General features: G+C 40.2%; 18 protein-coding genes. 12 read left to right on the top strand and 6 right to left on the bottom strand.

Annotated features, from left to right (window positions below):
• Window positions 1–2 precede the first annotated feature (2 nt).
• Both ACWATR_RS09175 and ACWATR_RS09180 read right to left on the bottom strand, forming a co-directional pair.
• Window positions 3–683: a response regulator transcription factor gene (locus ACWATR_RS09175; protein WP_460331606.1), complete on the bottom strand. Its 681-nt coding sequence runs from the start codon at window positions 681–683 to the stop codon at window positions 3–5.
• Between the two features lie 40 nt (window positions 684–723).
• Window positions 724–1842 (bottom strand): sensor histidine kinase, encoded by a 1119-nt coding sequence (locus tag ACWATR_RS09180; RefSeq protein ID WP_460331608.1) that lies wholly within the window; start codon window positions 1840–1842, stop codon window positions 724–726.
• Between the two features lie 814 nt (window positions 1843–2656).
• Here ACWATR_RS09180 and ACWATR_RS09185 point away from each other — a divergent pair.
• The 10 genes from ACWATR_RS09185 (at window position 2657) to ACWATR_RS09230 (ending at window position 12351) form a co-directional block, all read left to right on the top strand.
• Window positions 2657–3496 carry a Pvc16 family protein gene (locus ACWATR_RS09185; RefSeq protein WP_460331610.1) on the top strand — a complete coding sequence of 280 codons (840 nt, stop codon included), beginning with the start codon at window positions 2657–2659 and terminating at the stop codon, window positions 3494–3496.
• A gap of 31 nt (window positions 3497–3527) precedes the next feature.
• The gene (locus tag ACWATR_RS09190; RefSeq protein ID WP_460331612.1) at window positions 3528–5189 is read left to right on the top strand and encodes a phage tail sheath family protein; all 1662 of its coding nucleotides are present in this window, start codon (window positions 3528–3530) and stop codon (window positions 5187–5189) included.
• A 165-nt stretch (window positions 5190–5354) separates the two neighbouring features.
• Window positions 5355–5810: a phage tail protein gene (locus ACWATR_RS09195; protein WP_069069276.1), complete on the top strand. Its 456-nt coding sequence runs from the start codon at window positions 5355–5357 to the stop codon at window positions 5808–5810.
• 141 nt (window positions 5811–5951) lie between these two features.
• The gene (locus ACWATR_RS09200; protein WP_069069275.1) at window positions 5952–6446 is read left to right on the top strand and encodes a phage tail protein; all 495 of its coding nucleotides are present in this window, start codon (window positions 5952–5954) and stop codon (window positions 6444–6446) included.
• A gap of 11 nt (window positions 6447–6457) precedes the next feature.
• Window positions 6458–6805 carry a hypothetical protein gene (locus ACWATR_RS09205; protein WP_435023683.1) on the top strand — a complete coding sequence of 116 codons (348 nt, stop codon included), beginning with the start codon at window positions 6458–6460 and terminating at the stop codon, window positions 6803–6805.
• A complete protein-coding gene (locus ACWATR_RS09210; protein ID WP_460331615.1) occupies window positions 6735–7349 on the top strand; it encodes a hypothetical protein in 615 nt (204 codons plus the stop codon). Before ACWATR_RS09205 ends, ACWATR_RS09210 begins: the two co-directional genes overlap by 71 nt.
• The gene (locus tag ACWATR_RS09215; RefSeq protein ID WP_460331617.1) at window positions 7346–7672 is read left to right on the top strand and encodes a phage tail assembly protein; all 327 of its coding nucleotides are present in this window, start codon (window positions 7346–7348) and stop codon (window positions 7670–7672) included. Before ACWATR_RS09210 ends, ACWATR_RS09215 begins: the two co-directional genes overlap by 4 nt.
• The gene (locus ACWATR_RS09220; RefSeq protein WP_084227029.1) at window positions 7636–7818 is read left to right on the top strand and encodes a DUF6760 family protein; all 183 of its coding nucleotides are present in this window, start codon (window positions 7636–7638) and stop codon (window positions 7816–7818) included. The genes ACWATR_RS09215 and ACWATR_RS09220 overlap by 37 nt, the downstream gene beginning before the upstream one ends.
• Complete coding sequence (locus ACWATR_RS09225) at window positions 7815–9806, top strand: FHA domain-containing protein (protein ID WP_460331619.1); 1992 nt, start codon at window positions 7815–7817, stop codon at window positions 9804–9806. Before ACWATR_RS09220 ends, ACWATR_RS09225 begins: the two co-directional genes overlap by 4 nt.
• 364 nt (window positions 9807–10170) lie before the next feature.
• Window positions 10171–12351, top strand: coding sequence for a CHASE2 domain-containing protein (locus ACWATR_RS09230; RefSeq protein ID WP_460331621.1), 2181 nt, complete (start codon window positions 10171–10173; stop codon window positions 12349–12351).
• Window positions 12352–12462: 111 nt separating this feature from the next.
• On the opposite strand, the gene ACWATR_RS09235 is transcribed toward ACWATR_RS09230, so the two are convergent.
• Window positions 12463–12915, bottom strand: coding sequence for an Hsp20/alpha crystallin family protein (locus tag ACWATR_RS09235; protein WP_460331623.1), 453 nt, complete (start codon window positions 12913–12915; stop codon window positions 12463–12465).
• A 593-nt stretch (window positions 12916–13508) separates the two neighbouring features.
• Between ACWATR_RS09235 and ACWATR_RS09240 the strand changes: the two genes are divergently transcribed.
• Both ACWATR_RS09240 and ACWATR_RS09245 read left to right on the top strand, forming a co-directional pair.
• Entirely contained in the window at window positions 13509–13904 is a 396-nt protein-coding gene (locus ACWATR_RS09240) for a hypothetical protein (RefSeq protein WP_460331625.1), read from the top strand.
• A 677-nt stretch (window positions 13905–14581) separates the two neighbouring features.
• Entirely contained in the window at window positions 14582–15241 is a 660-nt protein-coding gene (locus ACWATR_RS09245) for a hypothetical protein (RefSeq protein WP_460331627.1), read from the top strand.
• A 65-nt stretch (window positions 15242–15306) separates the two neighbouring features.
• Here the strand turns inward: ACWATR_RS09245 and ACWATR_RS09250 are convergent, their stop codons facing one another.
• The 3 genes from ACWATR_RS09250 to surE all read right to left on the bottom strand — a co-directional run bounded on the left by ACWATR_RS09250 (window position 15307) and on the right by surE (window position 17541).
• Window positions 15307–16032, bottom strand: a complete 726-nt coding sequence (locus ACWATR_RS09250) for an MGMT family protein (RefSeq protein WP_460331629.1) — start codon at window positions 16030–16032, stop codon at window positions 15307–15309.
• Window positions 16033–16113: 81 nt separating this feature from the next.
• Window positions 16114–16761, bottom strand: a complete 648-nt coding sequence (locus tag ACWATR_RS09255; RefSeq protein ID WP_460331631.1) for a PAP/fibrillin family protein — start codon at window positions 16759–16761, stop codon at window positions 16114–16116.
• Between the two features lie 99 nt (window positions 16762–16860).
• A complete protein-coding gene (gene surE, locus ACWATR_RS09260; RefSeq protein WP_460331634.1) occupies window positions 16861–17541 on the bottom strand; it encodes a 5'/3'-nucleotidase SurE in 681 nt (226 codons plus the stop codon).
• Window positions 17542–17672: the final 131 nt, after the last annotated feature.

Here is a 17672-nt window from a genome sequence, read left to right on the forward strand (position 1 = left end):
GCTCAAGCGTGAACTAATCCTAACTTGAGGGCTGTCACAATAGCTTGAGTCCGGCTAGTAACCTTCAATTTTTCAAAAATACTGGTGAGATGCGCCTTAACAGTAGCAACTGTTACATATAAATGTTTAGCGATTTCTTCATTAGAAGCACCTTGAGTTAACCAGTATAAAACTTCTTGCTCTCTTTCGGTTAAATGCACTTCATGACACGCTTTTACACAAGAATCTGAATAAGCCTGAAAAAACCGGAAAAATCGACTAGCAACTTCTGAAGGTAGATAAATTTCCGACCTTGTAACAGTGTCAATAGCCTCACACAATTGTGTTGCTACACGATTTTTAAACACATAACCTGCGGCTCCCCCTTGCATTGCTCTAAAAATCCAGTCATCTTCTTGATGAGCCGATAATACTAAAACCTTGCCAGTATAAGCAGTTTCCTTAAGCCGTGCTAAAACTGTAATCCCATCACATCCCTTCAATTGCATATCCAGCAAAATTAAATCTGGACACTTCTGGGCTGTAAACTTTAAAACCTGCTCTACAGAATCGGCATCACCTATAACTTCTACAGGTAATGCAGAATTAATACTATAAAAATTCAGAAGAGTACGTAACCCCTGACGAAAGCGTTCTTCGTCATCTACCAGCAAAACCGAAAGTTTCTTACTGTCATTAGCCATCTTTTTAATTACGAATTACGAATTACGAATTACGAATTATTTATCCACTTCTTGGCCGAGGTAAAATTATAGAAAATTGTGCTCCACTTTCTGGTAAAACTTGCGCCCAGATACTTCCTTGATGATCTAGAATAATTTTTTTAGCAATAGTTAAACCCAGTCCTGTGCCTCCTTTCCGCCGGGAATAAAATGGAGTAAATACTTTTTGTAAATCTTCTTGAGATAGTCCTAGACCTTGGTCGGAAATTTTAATTAAAACTTCATCTTGAAAAATCTGCCAGCTACAAGTTATAGTTCCTGAATTAGGGCTGAAATGAACAGCATTACTGAGGATGTTATCAAATACTTGTTTTATTTGTAATCTGTCTATCCTCAGTATTGTCGATGTATCGGGAATCAATATTTTAAGTTTTTTCTGATTAATTAGAGGTTGTAAATTTGTGATGCTTTCAACCACCAAAGTTCTTAAATCTTGAAGTGTTACTCTTAATTTTGCACTTTGACCGCAATCAATCAGTTCGTTTAAATTAATATCTAAATCTTGTATGCTTTCGCCGATGATTGTTGCTTGTTCTTGCCAAGGATTATCCTTTAACCCTAAGCATAGATTATGTGCATACAATCCTATGAGTCCTAGAGAGTTGCGTAATTGATGTCCTACTCGATGTAGGATATCTTCTAGGAGTTGAATTTCAGTTTTTTGTCTCCCATTGTCTAAGTAAATATCTATATAGTTACTCAGGAGCATCGCAGAACGTTTTACATATAATTGCAAATTCAATGAGAGAGGTTCACGAGTAATAATTTGAATGTATTCAGGTTTTTGATTTCTATAGGATATGGGACAAATGTAGGAAATGGATGAAAAGTCCTTAAGTCTAAATTCATGTAAAGTCAAAGCAGGTGGAAAATCTGTAAACCATACTTCTGAGCGCAAATAAGCTAAAGTTTTTTGGGAAAAAGGAGCTTGGTCTTGACCATAATTTATAATTTCCTGATTAGCTCTCAATAAGGAATCATGATAGACAATCCGAGCGAAAAAAATTGGATATTGACTAGTTAACTGTTCAGACTCAAGCTGACAAAAGCTCTGAATTTCTGAGGAATTCAAATAATTAGAGCCATTTTCTAATTTTTGTACAGAAAAGCCTAGTGTCATAGCTTCACTCGCTTTTTGCAAACAAATATTTTACTTTTCTGCTGACCAGTATAAAATTATGCAGTCTCAGTAATGTTTATTTTTTTGTTAAGTTATCTTTGTAACTCATTAATACAAAGAATTATTAAGTTTACATTCAAAACCGCATGTGATTGCTCTAAGTATATACAAGTATTTAATGGTTATATTAATCACGACTCAATAACTTTTGTGAGATAAGTGTGCCGCTATTGGTGTCAACTTAAGGTAAAACCCTTTTCAAAATCTCGTTTCCAGCCTCTAGCTAGAAATGCAACTCAAAAGCGGCAGAGCCGCAAGTCTAGAGGCGGAGCCTCAACGATGGGCATTCCCAGTCGGAGACTGGGAACGAGACATATCTAAAAGCTTTTTCTAAGATGGCTTTCACATTTAACACCCCCACAAGAAAAAAATGTGGTGCGTCTGATTAAGAACCACTCCAGACTAATCTACAAACTGAAGTTACCGCTTTTCGGATTTTTGAAAATCTAAATCTTCTCTAGTAGTCTTTCAAATTCATTTTGACGGTTAGAGAGACGCGATAAATCGCCGTCTCTACAAGGAATTTATCTATCAATTATTTATTGACAGACTACTAGCGTTCTCAATAATTCTGAGGAGATGGTGAGTGGGCAAATAGGGAGACAATGACCAATGGCAAATGACCAATGACAAATGACCAATGACAAATGACCAATGACAAATGACCAAAATATCGACAAAAGTCTAATTAACTTTAGAAGGCTGATACATATACTGTAGATGCATCTGGATTAGCTACCAGCAGAACACCTTCATGCTTATCTTCGTTCTTCAAACTTTAGCCGAAATTCTCGCTGGAGGAACCTCACTTACCAGTACAGAGCAAATTGACTTTAGCCATCCTGGTAATCGGAGGGAAGAGGGAGCAGGCCCAACTCTCAATTTATACATTTTTGATATACGTGAGAGTAAGCAGGTACAACATTCTGGCAGGCAAGTTGAACGCAAGCTAACACGCGCTCTACAACCTGCCACTGTAAATTGGGCACCCGCTTGGTTTGATGTTTCGCTGCTATTAACAGCGTGGGATAGAACAGCTTTAGGTGAGCATCACTTTATCAGTGAGGCGTTAACTGTGCTGTTGCGCCATCGCACCTTGGAAGAGGAGTTTTTGGTTCCGGAATTACGGGGCTATGGTAATTTGAACCTGACAGTTGCCCTAGAGCCACCAATTGAGATTGGCTCTTTATGGAGCGCTCTCAATGTGCCATTGCGTTCAGCCTTATATTTGACAGTTACAATCCCCTTTGAGCCACAACCTACTCAAGTACCTTTGGTTTGGGAGCGAATTTTCAATTTGCGAAATCAATTGTCTCGCGATAGTGACAGTTTAGTTCTAACTAGGCGAGTTGCGATCGCGGGTATTGTCAAAAGTGCGGTGACAAATCTGCCGTTGGTAGCGACAGAAGTGGCTGTGAGGGGAACTGAAAAATCCATATCAACTACTAAAGAAGGGTTGTTCTTTTTTGAAGACCTTCATTTAGGTAATTATGTTTTGACACTGAATCATCCTGGCTATTTACCCCAAAACGTCAATGCATTGGTAGATAACCAAAGTCATACTTTCAAAGAAATATTTCTAACTCCTGAATAATTTAGATTTTTACTGACTTGGAGAAACTTTCATGGCTAGACTTGATTACTTTGCTCCTGGTGTCTACATTGAAGAAATTGACCGGGGTAGCCGACCAATTGAAGGTGTTAGCACAGCAGTTGCCGGATTTGTAGGCTTTACAGAAGACGTTCGCGGTGGGGCTGAGTTATACAAGCCCATGCTAGTAACCACTTGGACGCAATTCTTAAACTACTTTGCCCGTCCCAACTCTGACGGCTTCACCGACTTCAACGCTTATTTACCCTTTTCAGTCTACGGCTACTTTATGAATGGTGGCGGTCGTTGCTGGGTAACAAGCATTGGGACTCAGTTACCAGGCGCACCCAGACCAGCAACTCCAGAACCGGCTACCCTCAGAATCAACTCTAGAGGTAATCGTCCAGCCCTCCGCTTTACTTTGCGCCCTGAGCAAGCAGCAGGCGGATTAGTAAATCTCGTTATTATTGATGGTTCACCCCGCGCCTTACCTGAAGGTACTGAAGGAGAAGCGCCTCCAAATACGGGTGAATATTTCACCATCCAAATTCGTCGGGGAGATGAACTTTTAGAGCAATACGAAAACTTGACAATGAACCGCGAACCTGCTGGTCAAACAGCGACTTACGCGGTGGCGGCATTGAGAAATTCGATGTACATCACCGTAGAAGACATAACTCAAAGTGGACAGCCTTTAGCTCGTCGTCCGGTTAATGGTCAATATGAACTAGCGCCGCCCATTGTAGCTACTCCACCTGATAGATTTTCACAAAATTTAGAAGGGGTTCGAGACGATCGCACCGGGGTACGCGGTATCTTTGAAGTTGATGAAATCACAATGCTGGCTTGCCCTGATGTGATGCGGGCTTATCAAGAGCAAGTACTGAATTTAGATCAAGTTCACGGCATCATCGAACTCATGATTAGTATGTGCGAGGGTTCCGCCAGTGGCGATATTCCCAATCCGCCCAACCGCATGGTTGTACTGGATGCGCCACCAGAAGCCGTCAAACCGCAACAAGTAGTGGAGTGGTTGAATAGATTTAACCGTCGTTCGATGTTTGCGGCCCTTTATTATCCTTGGATTAAAGTACCCAATCCACGCGATCGCGGTAATCCAATTTTAGTACCTCCTTGTGGTCATGTAATGGGTGTTTGGGCCCGCACTGACGAAACCAGAGGAGTTTACAAAGCCCCAGCAAATGAAGTTCCCAGAGGCGTAATTGGTTTGGGCTATGACACAAACTTCCGCGAACAAGAACTATTAAACCCCCTTGGAATAAATTGCATTCGCAGCTTCCCCAACCGAGGTATCCGCATTTGGGGCGCACGCACTTTAGTTGAGCCAGATAAAACAGAGTGGCGTTACATCAGCGTGCGTAGATTAATTAGCTATATCGAGAAATCCTTAGAATTGGGGACTCAGTGGGTAGTTTTTGAACCGAACGACCAAGATTTATGGGCGCGTGTAACCCGCACCGTTAGTAATTTCTTAGAGCGCATCTGGCGTGAAGGTGCATTATTTGGTGCATCTCCAGCCCAAGCATTCTATGTCAAGTGCGACGAAGAATTGAACCCACCAGAAACCAGAATTTTAGGACGTTTATATATTGAAGTCGGTGTTTGTCCCGTCAGACCGGCTGAATTTGTTGTTTTCCGCATCAGCCAATGGAACGGCATTGAAGATAGCGAATAGGGCATTTGTCATTTGTCATTTGTCATTGGGTATTGGGCATGGGGCATTGAGCATTGGGGAAAGAATTCTTATAACTCCTAACTCCTAACTCCTAACTCCCATTCCCCATTCCCCATTCCCCATTCCCCATTCCCAAATTAACCACACATAAAGGAATCTAAAACTATGGCAGGCGAATTTTTAACCTCTTGTAAGTTTTACTTTGAGGCTGACGGAATTACCGATAAATTTATCAAAGAAATTAGCGGACTAGGCGTTGAAAATACACCAGCGCAAGAAGTCCACGGTTCATCTAAGGGCGCTAAACTAATGCGTCAAGCTACACCAACTGTTGTTAAATTTACTAACATCACAGTAAAAGTCATCGCCACTGATGATATAGACCTTTATAAATGGTATCAAGATTGTAACGAAGATATGGGTGATCCTCGGAAGTGGGCACAGAATCGTAAGACTGGTTCAGTGGTTGCTTACGACCAACAAGGCTCAGAAAAAGCACGCTGGAACATTGTCAATTGTTATCCATGTAAATACACCGGGCCTACCTTAACTGCTTCCGGTGGTGAAATGGCGAATGAAACTATTGAATTGGTTCACGAAGGAATTAAACGTATCAAATAATCGTAATTACGTAAAGTCTGCGGCATAGCTTTGCTTAGAGCGTAGCAATAGCAAGTCCGCAAGCTTCATTACTAATTACGTAGCTTCTCGCCCTTGGCGAGTATTACGAATTACGAATTACGAATTACGAATTATTTAACAGTGGTACAATCCGCAAGCCGAATTCCAGAAGTTCTGACAGCCCATCGGTTCTATTTAGAACTGACATTAGAAGGTCAAAACGATGCCAATTGTTTCTTTTTGGAGTGTCAAGGCTTCAAAAGAACCCAAGAGGTAATTGAGATTTCTGAAGTTACTTCTCAAACCTGGGGTACAAAAGGGCAATCAAAAGGTCAGGTGGTGAGAACTAAGCTTCCTAGCAATCCCAAGAGTGGTAATCTCATTCTGCGTAGAGGTACCACCAACTCTATGGATTTTTGGAAGTGGTTTGAAAAAGTCGAAAAGGGTAATTGGTCACAGCAACGTAGACTTGTGGCTTTGTCTATTTATAATCAGGCAAATCAAGAAGTAGCTAGATTTGAATTAGCCGGTGCTTGGCCTGCAAGTTACAAAATTGCCGATGTCAATGCCCGCAGCCATGACATCGAAATTGAGGAGGTGGAGGTTGCTTTTGAGGAATTTAAACGCGTGAAGTAATTAGGAGGATTATGTTTCCCACAGAGTTTGAATTTACACTGCCAAAGGGGTATCTAGACTCTGAAGGCAACCTCCACCGCAAAGGTGTAATGCGGTTATCAACGGCGATAGACGAGATTGCACCCTTGCGTGACCCCCGCGTTAAAGCTAATCCCGTTTATGCCACAATTATTATCTTGTCGCGAGTGATTACCCACTTGGGTGCTTTATCAGAAGTGACTCCTGCAATTGTGGAAAACTTTTTTTCCCAAGATTTAAACTACCTCCAAGATTTTTACCGACGAATCAATGGCTTGGAAGGCGAAACTTCCATCCCAGAAGATAAAATCAATTCTCCCGAAGCACTTCTTCAAAATTGAATTGGGGAAAGGGGACTGGGGACTGGGGAATTGGGATGAGGGAGCAGGGAGCAGGAGAGTAAAGAATAAAAATAAAAACTCATTAATGGAGTTCAAAGACTCATTAATGGAGTTCAAAGACTCATTAACGGAGTTCAAAGCCTCATTAACGGAGTTCAAAGACTCATTAACGGAGTTCAAAGACTCGTTAACGGAGTTCAAAGACTCATTAACGGAGTTCAAAGACTCATTAACGGAGTTCAAAGACTCGTTAACGGAGTTCAAAGACTCATTAACGGAGTTCAAAGACTCATTAACGGAGTTCAAAGACTCATTCACGAGTATCAAAGACTCATTAGCCTCGTTCCCAGCCTCCAGGCTGGGAATGTATTCGCAGAGGTTCTACCTCTTGTCAACAAAGAGGAGGCGGAGCCTCCCAGAATGGGTTCCCAGCCTTCAGGCTAGGAACCAGTCAATTTCCAATTCCCAATGCCCAAATTACCTATGCGCCGTAAAAAGGATACTCTCTGCACAGAATTTGCCTTCACTCTTCCTAGAGGATTGAGTGATGGCGAACAACGAGTACATCGTCATGGGGTGATGCGTTTAGCCACCGCCAAAGATGAAATTTTGGTGCAACAAGAACGCGGAGTTCAGGAAAATCCAGCTTACGGTGTTTTGGTGATGCTTGCACGGGTTATCACTCGCTTGGGCAGTTTCAATTCTGTTAGTCCTGATTTACTCGAAGGACTGCTTTTACATGACATTGCCTATCTCCGAGAATTTTACAATCGAATCAATCAACAAGGCAATGTACACATTCCGACACAATGTCCCCACTGTAATACTCAATTTTCAGTGGAGCTAGAACTAGCGGGGGAGTCCTAAGCTACCCCTCTGATACTTTATATGAGGAGGTAGCTTTTATTGCTTATCATTTCCACTGGTCACAAGATGATATTTTAAATTTAGAACACACTACCCGTCAGCGCTGGGTAGCGGAAATCAATAAAATTAACCAAAAATTAATATGAAAGTAAAAGTTAGCTACTCACCAACTTTAAATGAAGTCAAAGAAGTTGACCTTACCATAGAAACTACACCGAGAGGAGAATGGCTAATAGGTCGTTCTCCTGATTCTGATTTACTCTTAGATAGCCCTGATATCAGTCGGGTACATGCTAAGTTTTTTGTGAAAGGTGGAAATTACTACTTCTCTGACCTTGGTAGTAGAAATGGCTCAATATTTAATGGGAAACAAGCTGAAAAAGATCGACCATATTCTTTGAGTGATGGAGATGTGATTCGGATTGCAGATTATGTTTTGATTTTGGAAGCAGTTGCTCCTGCTTATGAGCAACCAGAGACAGTCTTTAGAATTATAGATCCTTCACTGTTTTCTCGGCCGCGATCGCCTGAAAATATCAGCACTCCCAATGTTGCGACACCAGCGCCAGAAATAGTCAACGAAGTTCCAGCGCCAATTACTCCCGAAGTAGAAACACCTTCCCCAGAAATCAGCGAAATCTCCGAAGTTGTTTCTACTCAAGATGATGATGTCATCCCGGTTGTTGAGATAATCGCCCCTGAAAACATCATTCAGTCACCAGAACCAATCAGCGAAGTTCCACACGATGTTCGTGATGAAATTGTGGATTTGCGTTTAGTTACAGCAGAAATCAGCGCAGATGTTGAGGAAGTAGAAGTTGCAGAAGTCAGCGAAGATGGTGAGGAAGTTTCTTTTACTGTAGCTGATGATGCGATCGCTGCACCTGAAAACATTATTGAAACTCCTGAAGAGGAAAGTATTCTTCCAGAAGCTACCGACGACGAGATTGCAGACTTGGAAGCAGCACTGGCGGCAGAATCTACTATCGTCCAGCAGCGTGATACAAGTGCCATTCCAGAAGCTAGCTACGATGAATATGCAGAGTTAGAGGCAGCACTGGAAGCGGAAGTCACCTTCGTACAGCCGCGTGATATTTTCAACGAAGTTCCTGCACAGGAGAGTACCATTGCAGAATCTATTTCCGATGAAGATGCAGAATGGGAGGCAGCATTAGCAGCAGAAGTCACTTTTGTGCAGCCGCGCGATATTTTTTACCAAGTATCTGAGGAGGAGAGCGTCATTCCAGAAGCTACCCATGATGAAGTAGCAAATTTGGATACGCCAGTAGTAGAAGAAGTTAGTGCAGATGTTGATGAAGTTATTAGTCAAATTCCTGAAGAAGACGACATTCAGCCGGAAGAACCCTTGAGCCAAGCTATACAGGATATTAGTGATGAACTAGTAAATTTAGATACAGCATTGACAGCAGAAGACAGCGCAGATGTTGATGAAGTAGAATCTAGTTCTGCTGCTGATGAAACAGTCAATGAAGTTCCTGAAACATTGACTACGCTTGATGATAACGTCCCGGAAGTTTTCAGCAGTCAATACATTGATTCGAGTAATACAAGTACTGAAGAAGTCAGTGTAAATGTTGATGATATTCCTGCACAAGTAAGTGAAGTTTTTAACTCCGCTGATATTCAATTTTTGGAAGCAACAGAAAGTGAAGCTACTGAGAGCATCAGTCAGACTAGTGAAGCAGTTTCGGAAGTAAAAGAAGATGAGTTTGAGGAAACTCCAGAAGAAACGCTCATTGAAAGAAATATAGTCCTCATTGCTCATGAAAGCAAGAAATTAGAACTTGCTGAATTTGTTTCTCAACATCAGGAATTTTTCTCAGAGAGTTTTACAATTACGTGGCCATCTGTTAGTGAAGTCTTACATCAACACGCAGGGATAACTATTAGTCAACAAACCCCTGCACCTACTTCTGGAGGATATCAAACAATTGCTTCATTGGTTGGAGCAGGAGAAATTTTAGCAGTTATTTTCCTGAGAGATTTGCTGCAACCTCAGTCTGGTCAAGCAAATGAAGAAGCATTGTTGAGATTGTGTACTATTAATCAAGTTTTACTGGCAACTAATTTGCCAACAGCAGAGGCGATCGTGCATTATCTTAAAGAGGGATAGAAATCTGCTTTGATTTTTGAATTGATTTGTGTAGACAGGCAATAGGCAATAGGCAAGAAGGCAATAGGAAAGAAGGCAATAGGCAATAGGCAAGAAGGGAATAGGAAAGAAGGATTTTTGAGTTTTACGGAGTTTTTTCAGCAATCAAATATGAGTCTTATGTAGCCCTACTTAATGATTCATAAACAATAAGATTCCCGATTTCTTGTAAAAATCGGGAATTTTAGTCTTAAGCTTAAGATTTTCATACGTAAAATATGATTACTATATTTTTTGAAAAGTTGCAAATTGCATAGAATAATTTCAATAATAAAAATTAATCTAAAAATATCCGTATATTTTAAAGTAAAACCTACTTAAAAAGATGGTTGCAAATTTTAAAAGTTTATTTAAACAGCCAGTTATTCTTTCAAGTGCGATCGCTACACTTTTACTAGTAGGCATTCAAAAACTTGGGGTTTTCGAGCCTCTAGAAATGAAGGTCTACGACCAAATGATGCAATTACGTGCCGACCCAGGCCCAGACGCTCGTCTGTTGATTGTTGCTTTAAGTGAAAAAGATATCCAAAAATGGAATTGGCCCCTGTCTGGTGAACTTCTAGACCAAGTATTAGCCAAACTTGAAGCTTATGAACCGCGAGCCATTGGTCTAGATATATTTCGTGACTTACCAGTACAGCCTGGTCATGAAAAACTCCTGCAACGTCTACAACAGAGCGATATCATCATTCCTATCTGCAAACATTCTGGTTCTAACAATCCAGGAATAGCACCTCCAAAAGGGGTTGAAGCAGAGCGAGTAGGATTTAATGATGTCGTAGAAGACACTGATGCCACAATTCGCCGCAACCTATTATTGGTAAGTGCAGAAGAGTCCGATTCTTGTCAAAGTACTTATTCTTTTAGCTTGCAACTAGCACTCAAATACTTGGAAGTTGGAGGCATCCAAGTAGAATTTACCCCAAAAAAGGAATTACAACTACGAGATACAGTATTTAAACCTCTGCAAAGTAACGCTGGCGGTTATCAAAAAGCCGATACCAATGGCTACCAAATCCTGCTTAACTACCGTTCTGGTAATCAAGTCGCCCAACAGGTAACTATTACAGAAGTGCTTGCAAATCAAGTTAAACCAGATTTGGTCAAAGACCGCATCGTTTTGATTGGTTCAACAGCCAATAGTTTAAATGATATTTTTAATACACCATTTGCTAGTGGTAAGTCAGATAATTCTGGCAAAATAGCCGGAATTGAAATTCATGCCCACAGCGTTAGTCAAATTCTCAGTGCTGTTCTTAACAAACAGCCTCTATTTTGGTTTTTGCCTGAGTGGGGTGAAGTCCTTTTGATATGGGGATGGACTTTAGTTGGTGGGTTGTTAGTATGGCGAATTCAACATCCACTAGGCTTAGGATTAGCAGGAGCAACAGCCCTTGCAGTGTTATTTGGAGCTAATTTTGTCATTTTTACCCAAGCTGGATGGTTGCCAGTAATACCTCCAGCGTTGGGGTTAGTATTTACCGCCGGGAGTGTCCTTGCTTATACTGCTTATCAAACGAAGCAAGAGCAAAAAGAAATTACCCAACGGGTTCAAGAACACCAACAATTAATTGTGGAATTGCAAGGTCTTTTACGACAGCGCGGCAATGCTGCTAATGAAGCACCAACGGTAATTGCTGATTCCATTGGGCAGGAAATTTCGCTAGGCACGTTACTAAACAACCGCTACAAAATTACTCAGCCCTTGGGTTCTGGAGGATTTAGCAATACTTATTTAGCTGACGATATCCAGCGCCCTGGTAATCCGCAATGTGTAGTTAAACAGTTGCGACCTCCCCGCCAAGATGCAGAATATTTAAATGTCGTCAGACGCCTATTTGACGCTGAAGCAGAAATTTTAGAAACTTTGGGTAAGCATCCACAAATTCCCCAACTGCTAGCTTTTTTTGAAGAAAATCGACAATTTTCTTTAGTCCAAGAATTTGTTCGAGGGCACGCTATGGATAAAGAGCTATCTTCTGGGAAGCGACTCAAACAAGCTGAAGTTGTGGAGATGCTCAAAGAAGTTTTAAACGTGCTTGTTTTTGTTCACAGCTATGGCGTCATCCATCGAGATATTAAACCTAGCAACTTGATTAGGCGAGAATCAGATGGGCATATTGTTTTAATTGACTTTGGTGCTGTTAAGCAAATTCAGCCTCAGCAGCAAGAAGCTCAGACCATTTCAATTGGCACTCCTAATTATGCACCTTCTGAACAAATGAGCGGATTGCCAAAACTCAACAGCGATATTTATGCGTTGGGGATTATGGGAATACAAGGTTTAACTGGGGTAGAACCAAGAGAATTTCGTAGAGACACAAACACTGGTGAAATAATTATTTCAAAAGAATCTGATGGAAATCAACAGGTTTGGCAACATTGGCGCGAACTAACTGAGGCTACAAACGAGTTAGTGATTATTTTAAATAGAATGGTACATTTTGACTTCACTCAACGATATCAGTCAGCGGCAGAAGTGCTGAAAATTCTCGAAAGTATTTAGTACTTTTTTATCAACGCTACATTGCTTAGAAAAAAGCCTGGTCACTCGCATGACCAAGCTCTTAACTATTTCAACCAATCATTGGAGGTAAAGTAGTCTGATCGCAAACCATTAGTTAGCAGGTTTTTCCAAATTAACCTTGACAACTTTGTTCTTTTCTTGCTCAGTTTTAGGCAATATCAGATTCAAGATGCCGTCTTTATAATCTGCCTGAACGTTAGTATTTTGAATACTAGCCGATAGAGGAATTACGCGTTGAAATTTGCCGTAATGAAACTCACTTCTGGTAACACCTTTTTCCTCAGTTTTAGTTTCTGACTTCCTCTCACCGCTAACGTAAACAGCATCTTCCGTGACTTGCACATCCAGGTCTTTCGCTTCTATTCCTGGCAGTTCTAGCTTTAGATGAATCGCATCTTCAGTTTCTTGTATTTCAGCAGCAGGAACTTTGCTCAAGCCTCTTTCCAAAAATGCAGATGGTAGTCTGGTATCTTCAAACAAACTATTGATTTGATTTTGTAGAGTGTCAATATCTCTCCAAGGATTCCAACGAACTAGTGTCATAACCCTTCCTCGCATCAGTTAGCTTTTATTTAATCAGTTTTGCACTTCAACTTGTGCTTACATATTCATATTATGTAGAGTTAAACCTGCTGTAAGTTCGGTTAATATCACCAGATAATTGATGATTGCCGTCCAAAAATAGACGTGAGAAATAATTACGGTTTACTCTAATTTATATGTTCGGTAAATTCGACTAGACAGATTAGATTCAATTATAGTTAAGCAATAAATCGGCTGTTGAAGGAGATAGTACAGAAATGCAACGCCTGGGTTGGGCTACGCCTATAACTGAGTGACAGCACTGCATAAATTTTTAGATTACCTCAGTTAAATATATATCTGTTCAAGTTTTTCCTGAACTTTACTCCCAATTTATTAACCAATACAACATCAGCGATGAAACTCTTTCCCTCGCTCAATTTTGCACACATTGTTGATTTTTTCAATTATTGGACTCAACTAACTCACCCGAACGGGTGAGGAACAAATCAACCGTTCAGGTGACCTGAGTGCAGGAAGTTAAGACTAATAAAAAATAAGACTCTATTACTCAAGAACATTAACTGCACTTTATTCTAACTAAAGATAATCCTATGAAACTCTCCACCTTGATAGATTCTCTACTCATTGTTACTTCTATTGCTTTATTGCCTGGAATCGGTGGCGCTCAAATAGCTAGTAATAATACTGGCGAACTTATAGCTATCAACTCTAATAATTTATCTACTCATTCTACGAACGTCAGCTACCTCAAACCCTTTGATGCTGCATTTCTCGCTTATCAAGGTAATCTGAAAGCACAGGGTATTCTTAGTGGTAGCGCTTTGGTATCTCAATACCAAACAGGAAAGCTGACTGCACTAGATGTAGTTAAGGCTGCTGTCAACGCTAAAAAGTTACCAGTACAAGCTTTGAATGATAGAGGTTATCTAAATGCTGTTGAGTCGCAGCTGACATCATTTGACAACACCAGTAATTTATCTTACTAAATACAGCGTTGTAGAGGTTCCTAATGGATTTATAAAATGCTGTACTATCATCTCGTTGCTTTGATCAGAAAATCCGTTACAAAGCAGGAAAAGCTGCTGTCTCCTCTTAATGACTATGACATTAGCAAAAATTACTTTAACCCCTTCTAGCTTGGAGGGGTTTTTAGTTGGTGCTACGGTTGCTGCTTGCTCTACTTATATCTTGCACTAGGCGACTAGAAGTCGCGCCTACACAGGCAAAACCCGCCTGCGCGGGTTGGAAACCTTGATTTGATTGACCTTAGTCTGCGTAGGCGGACTTCGTTTGTATAGCCGCGATTTCTAATCGCTAGGGCCTAGGTGCAAGATATGAGTCTAGTGTCGCCTCCCTTTCGCTAGCGCACCTTTTCGAGAGAGAAATGCGATCGCCAGATGTATTGAAAACCTTTCCCCGTTCCCCTTTCCCCTTTAACCGAACCCTATTGGCCTATCACACTCCTGAAAAAAAGGGTGGAGTCACAAATTATTTACTGTTCTATCAAATTAACGTTGTTAAGTTACTCAGCAGGTGTAGTTCTCACCTCCAGGCTGTACTAAATATTGTGACGCGAAACAGGAGTATAGATACGTTGCTAAAGCTTTCTCCAGACTCCCCTCTATTTATTGTATTAATCATTATTAGTTTTCTAATAGTAACTTTGTCAACTTGGTTATCATCTAAACCATTTATTTTAAAACCATTTGGGCTTAATGATATTGTCCAATTACTCTCATTACAACTATTTATTTCTTTGTTGTTGGAACGTTCATTAGAAGTTTTTCTAACTACTTGGCGCGGTTCTTTTATCGAGCAATTAGATATTAGTATTCGGCAAGAAAAGACTCTAGTTTCAGATAAAATAAGACTTATGGAAGCCCAACAGAAACAGTTTTCTTCTTTAGAATCAAATCAAATCAGTGGATTACCGCCTGAAGGAATGAGTCTAGAACAGCAAATCATTCAAAATTTCACCCAAAATCAACAAGACTCGTTAAAAATATTCAAACCACAAATTGATGATATAAATGAAAAAGAGCGCCAAAGAGCGGCCTATAAATCTGATACACGAATAATTGCCCTATGGACATCCCTTTTATTCGGTCTTTTAATGAGTGCAATAGGTATTCGCTCAATTGAACCACTTGTAGTTATTGATTTAGATAATCCAATCCAAGTAATTATTTTTCGTTGTTTAGATGCATTACTGACAGGGGGTTTAATTGCAGGAGGTAGCGAGGGAATTCATAAGCTCATAAAAGTTTTTATTGACTTTATGGAAGCTACATCTAAACAAATCAAAAATCAGGGATTATCTTGATGAAACTAAGCATTTTTCCTAACAAAATACCAGATTATATTACAAATATCATGAAAACAACATTACTATTCTAAATATAGAGTGTAATCTTCCCATAGATAATCTTTAATATCTACAAAACTTTTGTTTAAGTTTCCCAATACATCTGTCTCAGATAAAACCTTAATTCCTTCAGACTCTAACTGATTTCTTTGTTGATTAACATAAGTTATCAAATAACCTTTAGAGTCTAATATTCTATGTACCGGATAATCAGTAGCCGAGGTTTTTTTCAGGTAGGTAGGAATAGCTCTGAGATAACTATTATCTACTCCCATTCCTTTGATTATCTGTTTATATGTAACTACTTTTCCACTTGGGATTTTGATGATAAAGTTTAGGAATCGTTGATATGGATTTTCAGATAATGCTATAAATTCATTAGTTTTAAGCTGAAAATTACTACCAACTTGGATTTTACCTGATTTAATAACTACGCCTAAAATTCCTCTTTTATATTGGATACTTTTTAATGATTCTACCAAGTGGGCTATTCGCTTACAAGGTTCGCAGTGAAAAGTTAGACGAATTGCCGCACCACTTTCAAAGGTTAATAGAGATCCAGGGATAAAATTATCAAGTTCTATACCTGTAACTACAATATTTTCTCGCAATTCTCCTGGCTGAATTGATAAGTCTAAAATATCTTCATTCCTAACAATTAAAATTTGCCTGGGACTTATAGGATCGGCATTAATATCTCCTTCTATACCATGACCTACCTTTAAATTTAATGTTTTAAGCTCTACCATTGTAGAACCTGATTTTACCTTACTGAAAAGATGCGTTATTGAGAGAGCCATATTCATTCGTTGGCGCGATCAATTTCAAGTTTAGGAGGTGAATTCAGATAGATCATCGGATTTACGAAGAATGAATAAACTGCCATCTCCTCCCCGTCCAATTCTTAAGGTTTCATCTAAGTAAGTGATATCCAGTGTGGGAGTTCTACTAGTAGGATTATTAGCTGGGACAACCTTAAATGGATTGATTTGAGGCGTATTAATGCCAAAAATCTTCTCAATCGATAGGTAACGTTTGTCAAAATAGACGTTGATCCGTTTGTTCAGTAGAGGCTCGAAATCTTCTTTGGCTGGCTCAAAGCTAGCTGTCACTTTGACATATCCCGATACTATCCCCAGAAGATGTTTAACTTGAGCTAGATTGAAAAACAATTTATTTGCAACATCAATCACTTGATAAACTTTACCCAGCTTTAATCCGAGTGGGAGAGAAACTAAAGAACGGATTTCTCTAGCTGTGGAGTATTGCAGTTGCCAAGTTCCCGCCAGCAAAGAAGTCGCGTAGAGAAGAGGATGGGGATTAGGATTGAGGCTCTCTAGTTCCGTCGTCAATTGTTCAATTTCTGCGGCTAAGGTTTTATCTAGCTGCAAATCGGTAATGGGAGAGCCATCGCTTTTTGTTTGAATCTTTTCAAGCGTGGCTTGTAATTTTTCCTTAATTGAAAGTTGATTGTTCAATGGCTTTACCAGATTTCAAATCCTTGAAATTTTTCGCACAAACATAGTCATAGCTCTCCCCAATGTCCAAATAACCCTGAAATTAAGGCTAACTGAATGTTAAACCCTTAACTGAGTTACGGCGATATTGCCGGAAAAACATACATCCACATCGCTACCAGGAGTGCGATCGCGTTTGCCATATTCCCCTACATAATAAAAATCATCGCCTTCAATTCGATAGTTCACGGGCAAAGGTTTGGTACAAGCTTGGCAAAACACCACATCAGGATTTGCTTCTCCTGGTTGTAGATGCGGTAAGTTCACATTCCAAAAGCTTCCTGGTTCTAGGGGGCGCTTGAGCAAGTCCACTAAAACTTCAGCTGTGAATTTGGCAGCTAGATCCCAATCAAAATCCTGTTTGGCTTTGCGATAGTGAGAAATAGCAATTCCGGGTATACCGTGCATTGCAGCTTCCCGTACAGCCGCAACTGTGCCAGAAATATAAGCATCTACTCCCAAGTTACCCCCAGCGTTAATACCTGAAAGCACAAATTTGACATCTGCGGTAATTTGTGTAATTGCAATTCTTACACAATCTGCGGGAGTGCCTGCGATCGCATACTCAGTCTCAGAACGTCGCTGGAGGTTGATGGCACGAGTGGTAGTAACTTGATGTCCACAGCCAGACTGGTGATCAGCAGGAGCAGCGATAATAGTATTTTTGCCGTTTACAGCTTTCAGCAGCGCTCGGATGCCGGGGGCATCAATACCGTCGTCGTTAGTTAAAATTATGGTCATGTATATATTATTGATATAGATTTAGCTAAATTATCAGAAAAATGCAGATATCATCCATCAAAGGGTATAACAGCAAAAGCTACTTGCAGATATGAAAAAATATGCTTGATTCTGCCAAAAATATTGATCAT

Source organism: Nostoc sp. UIC 10890, assembly GCF_054786515.1.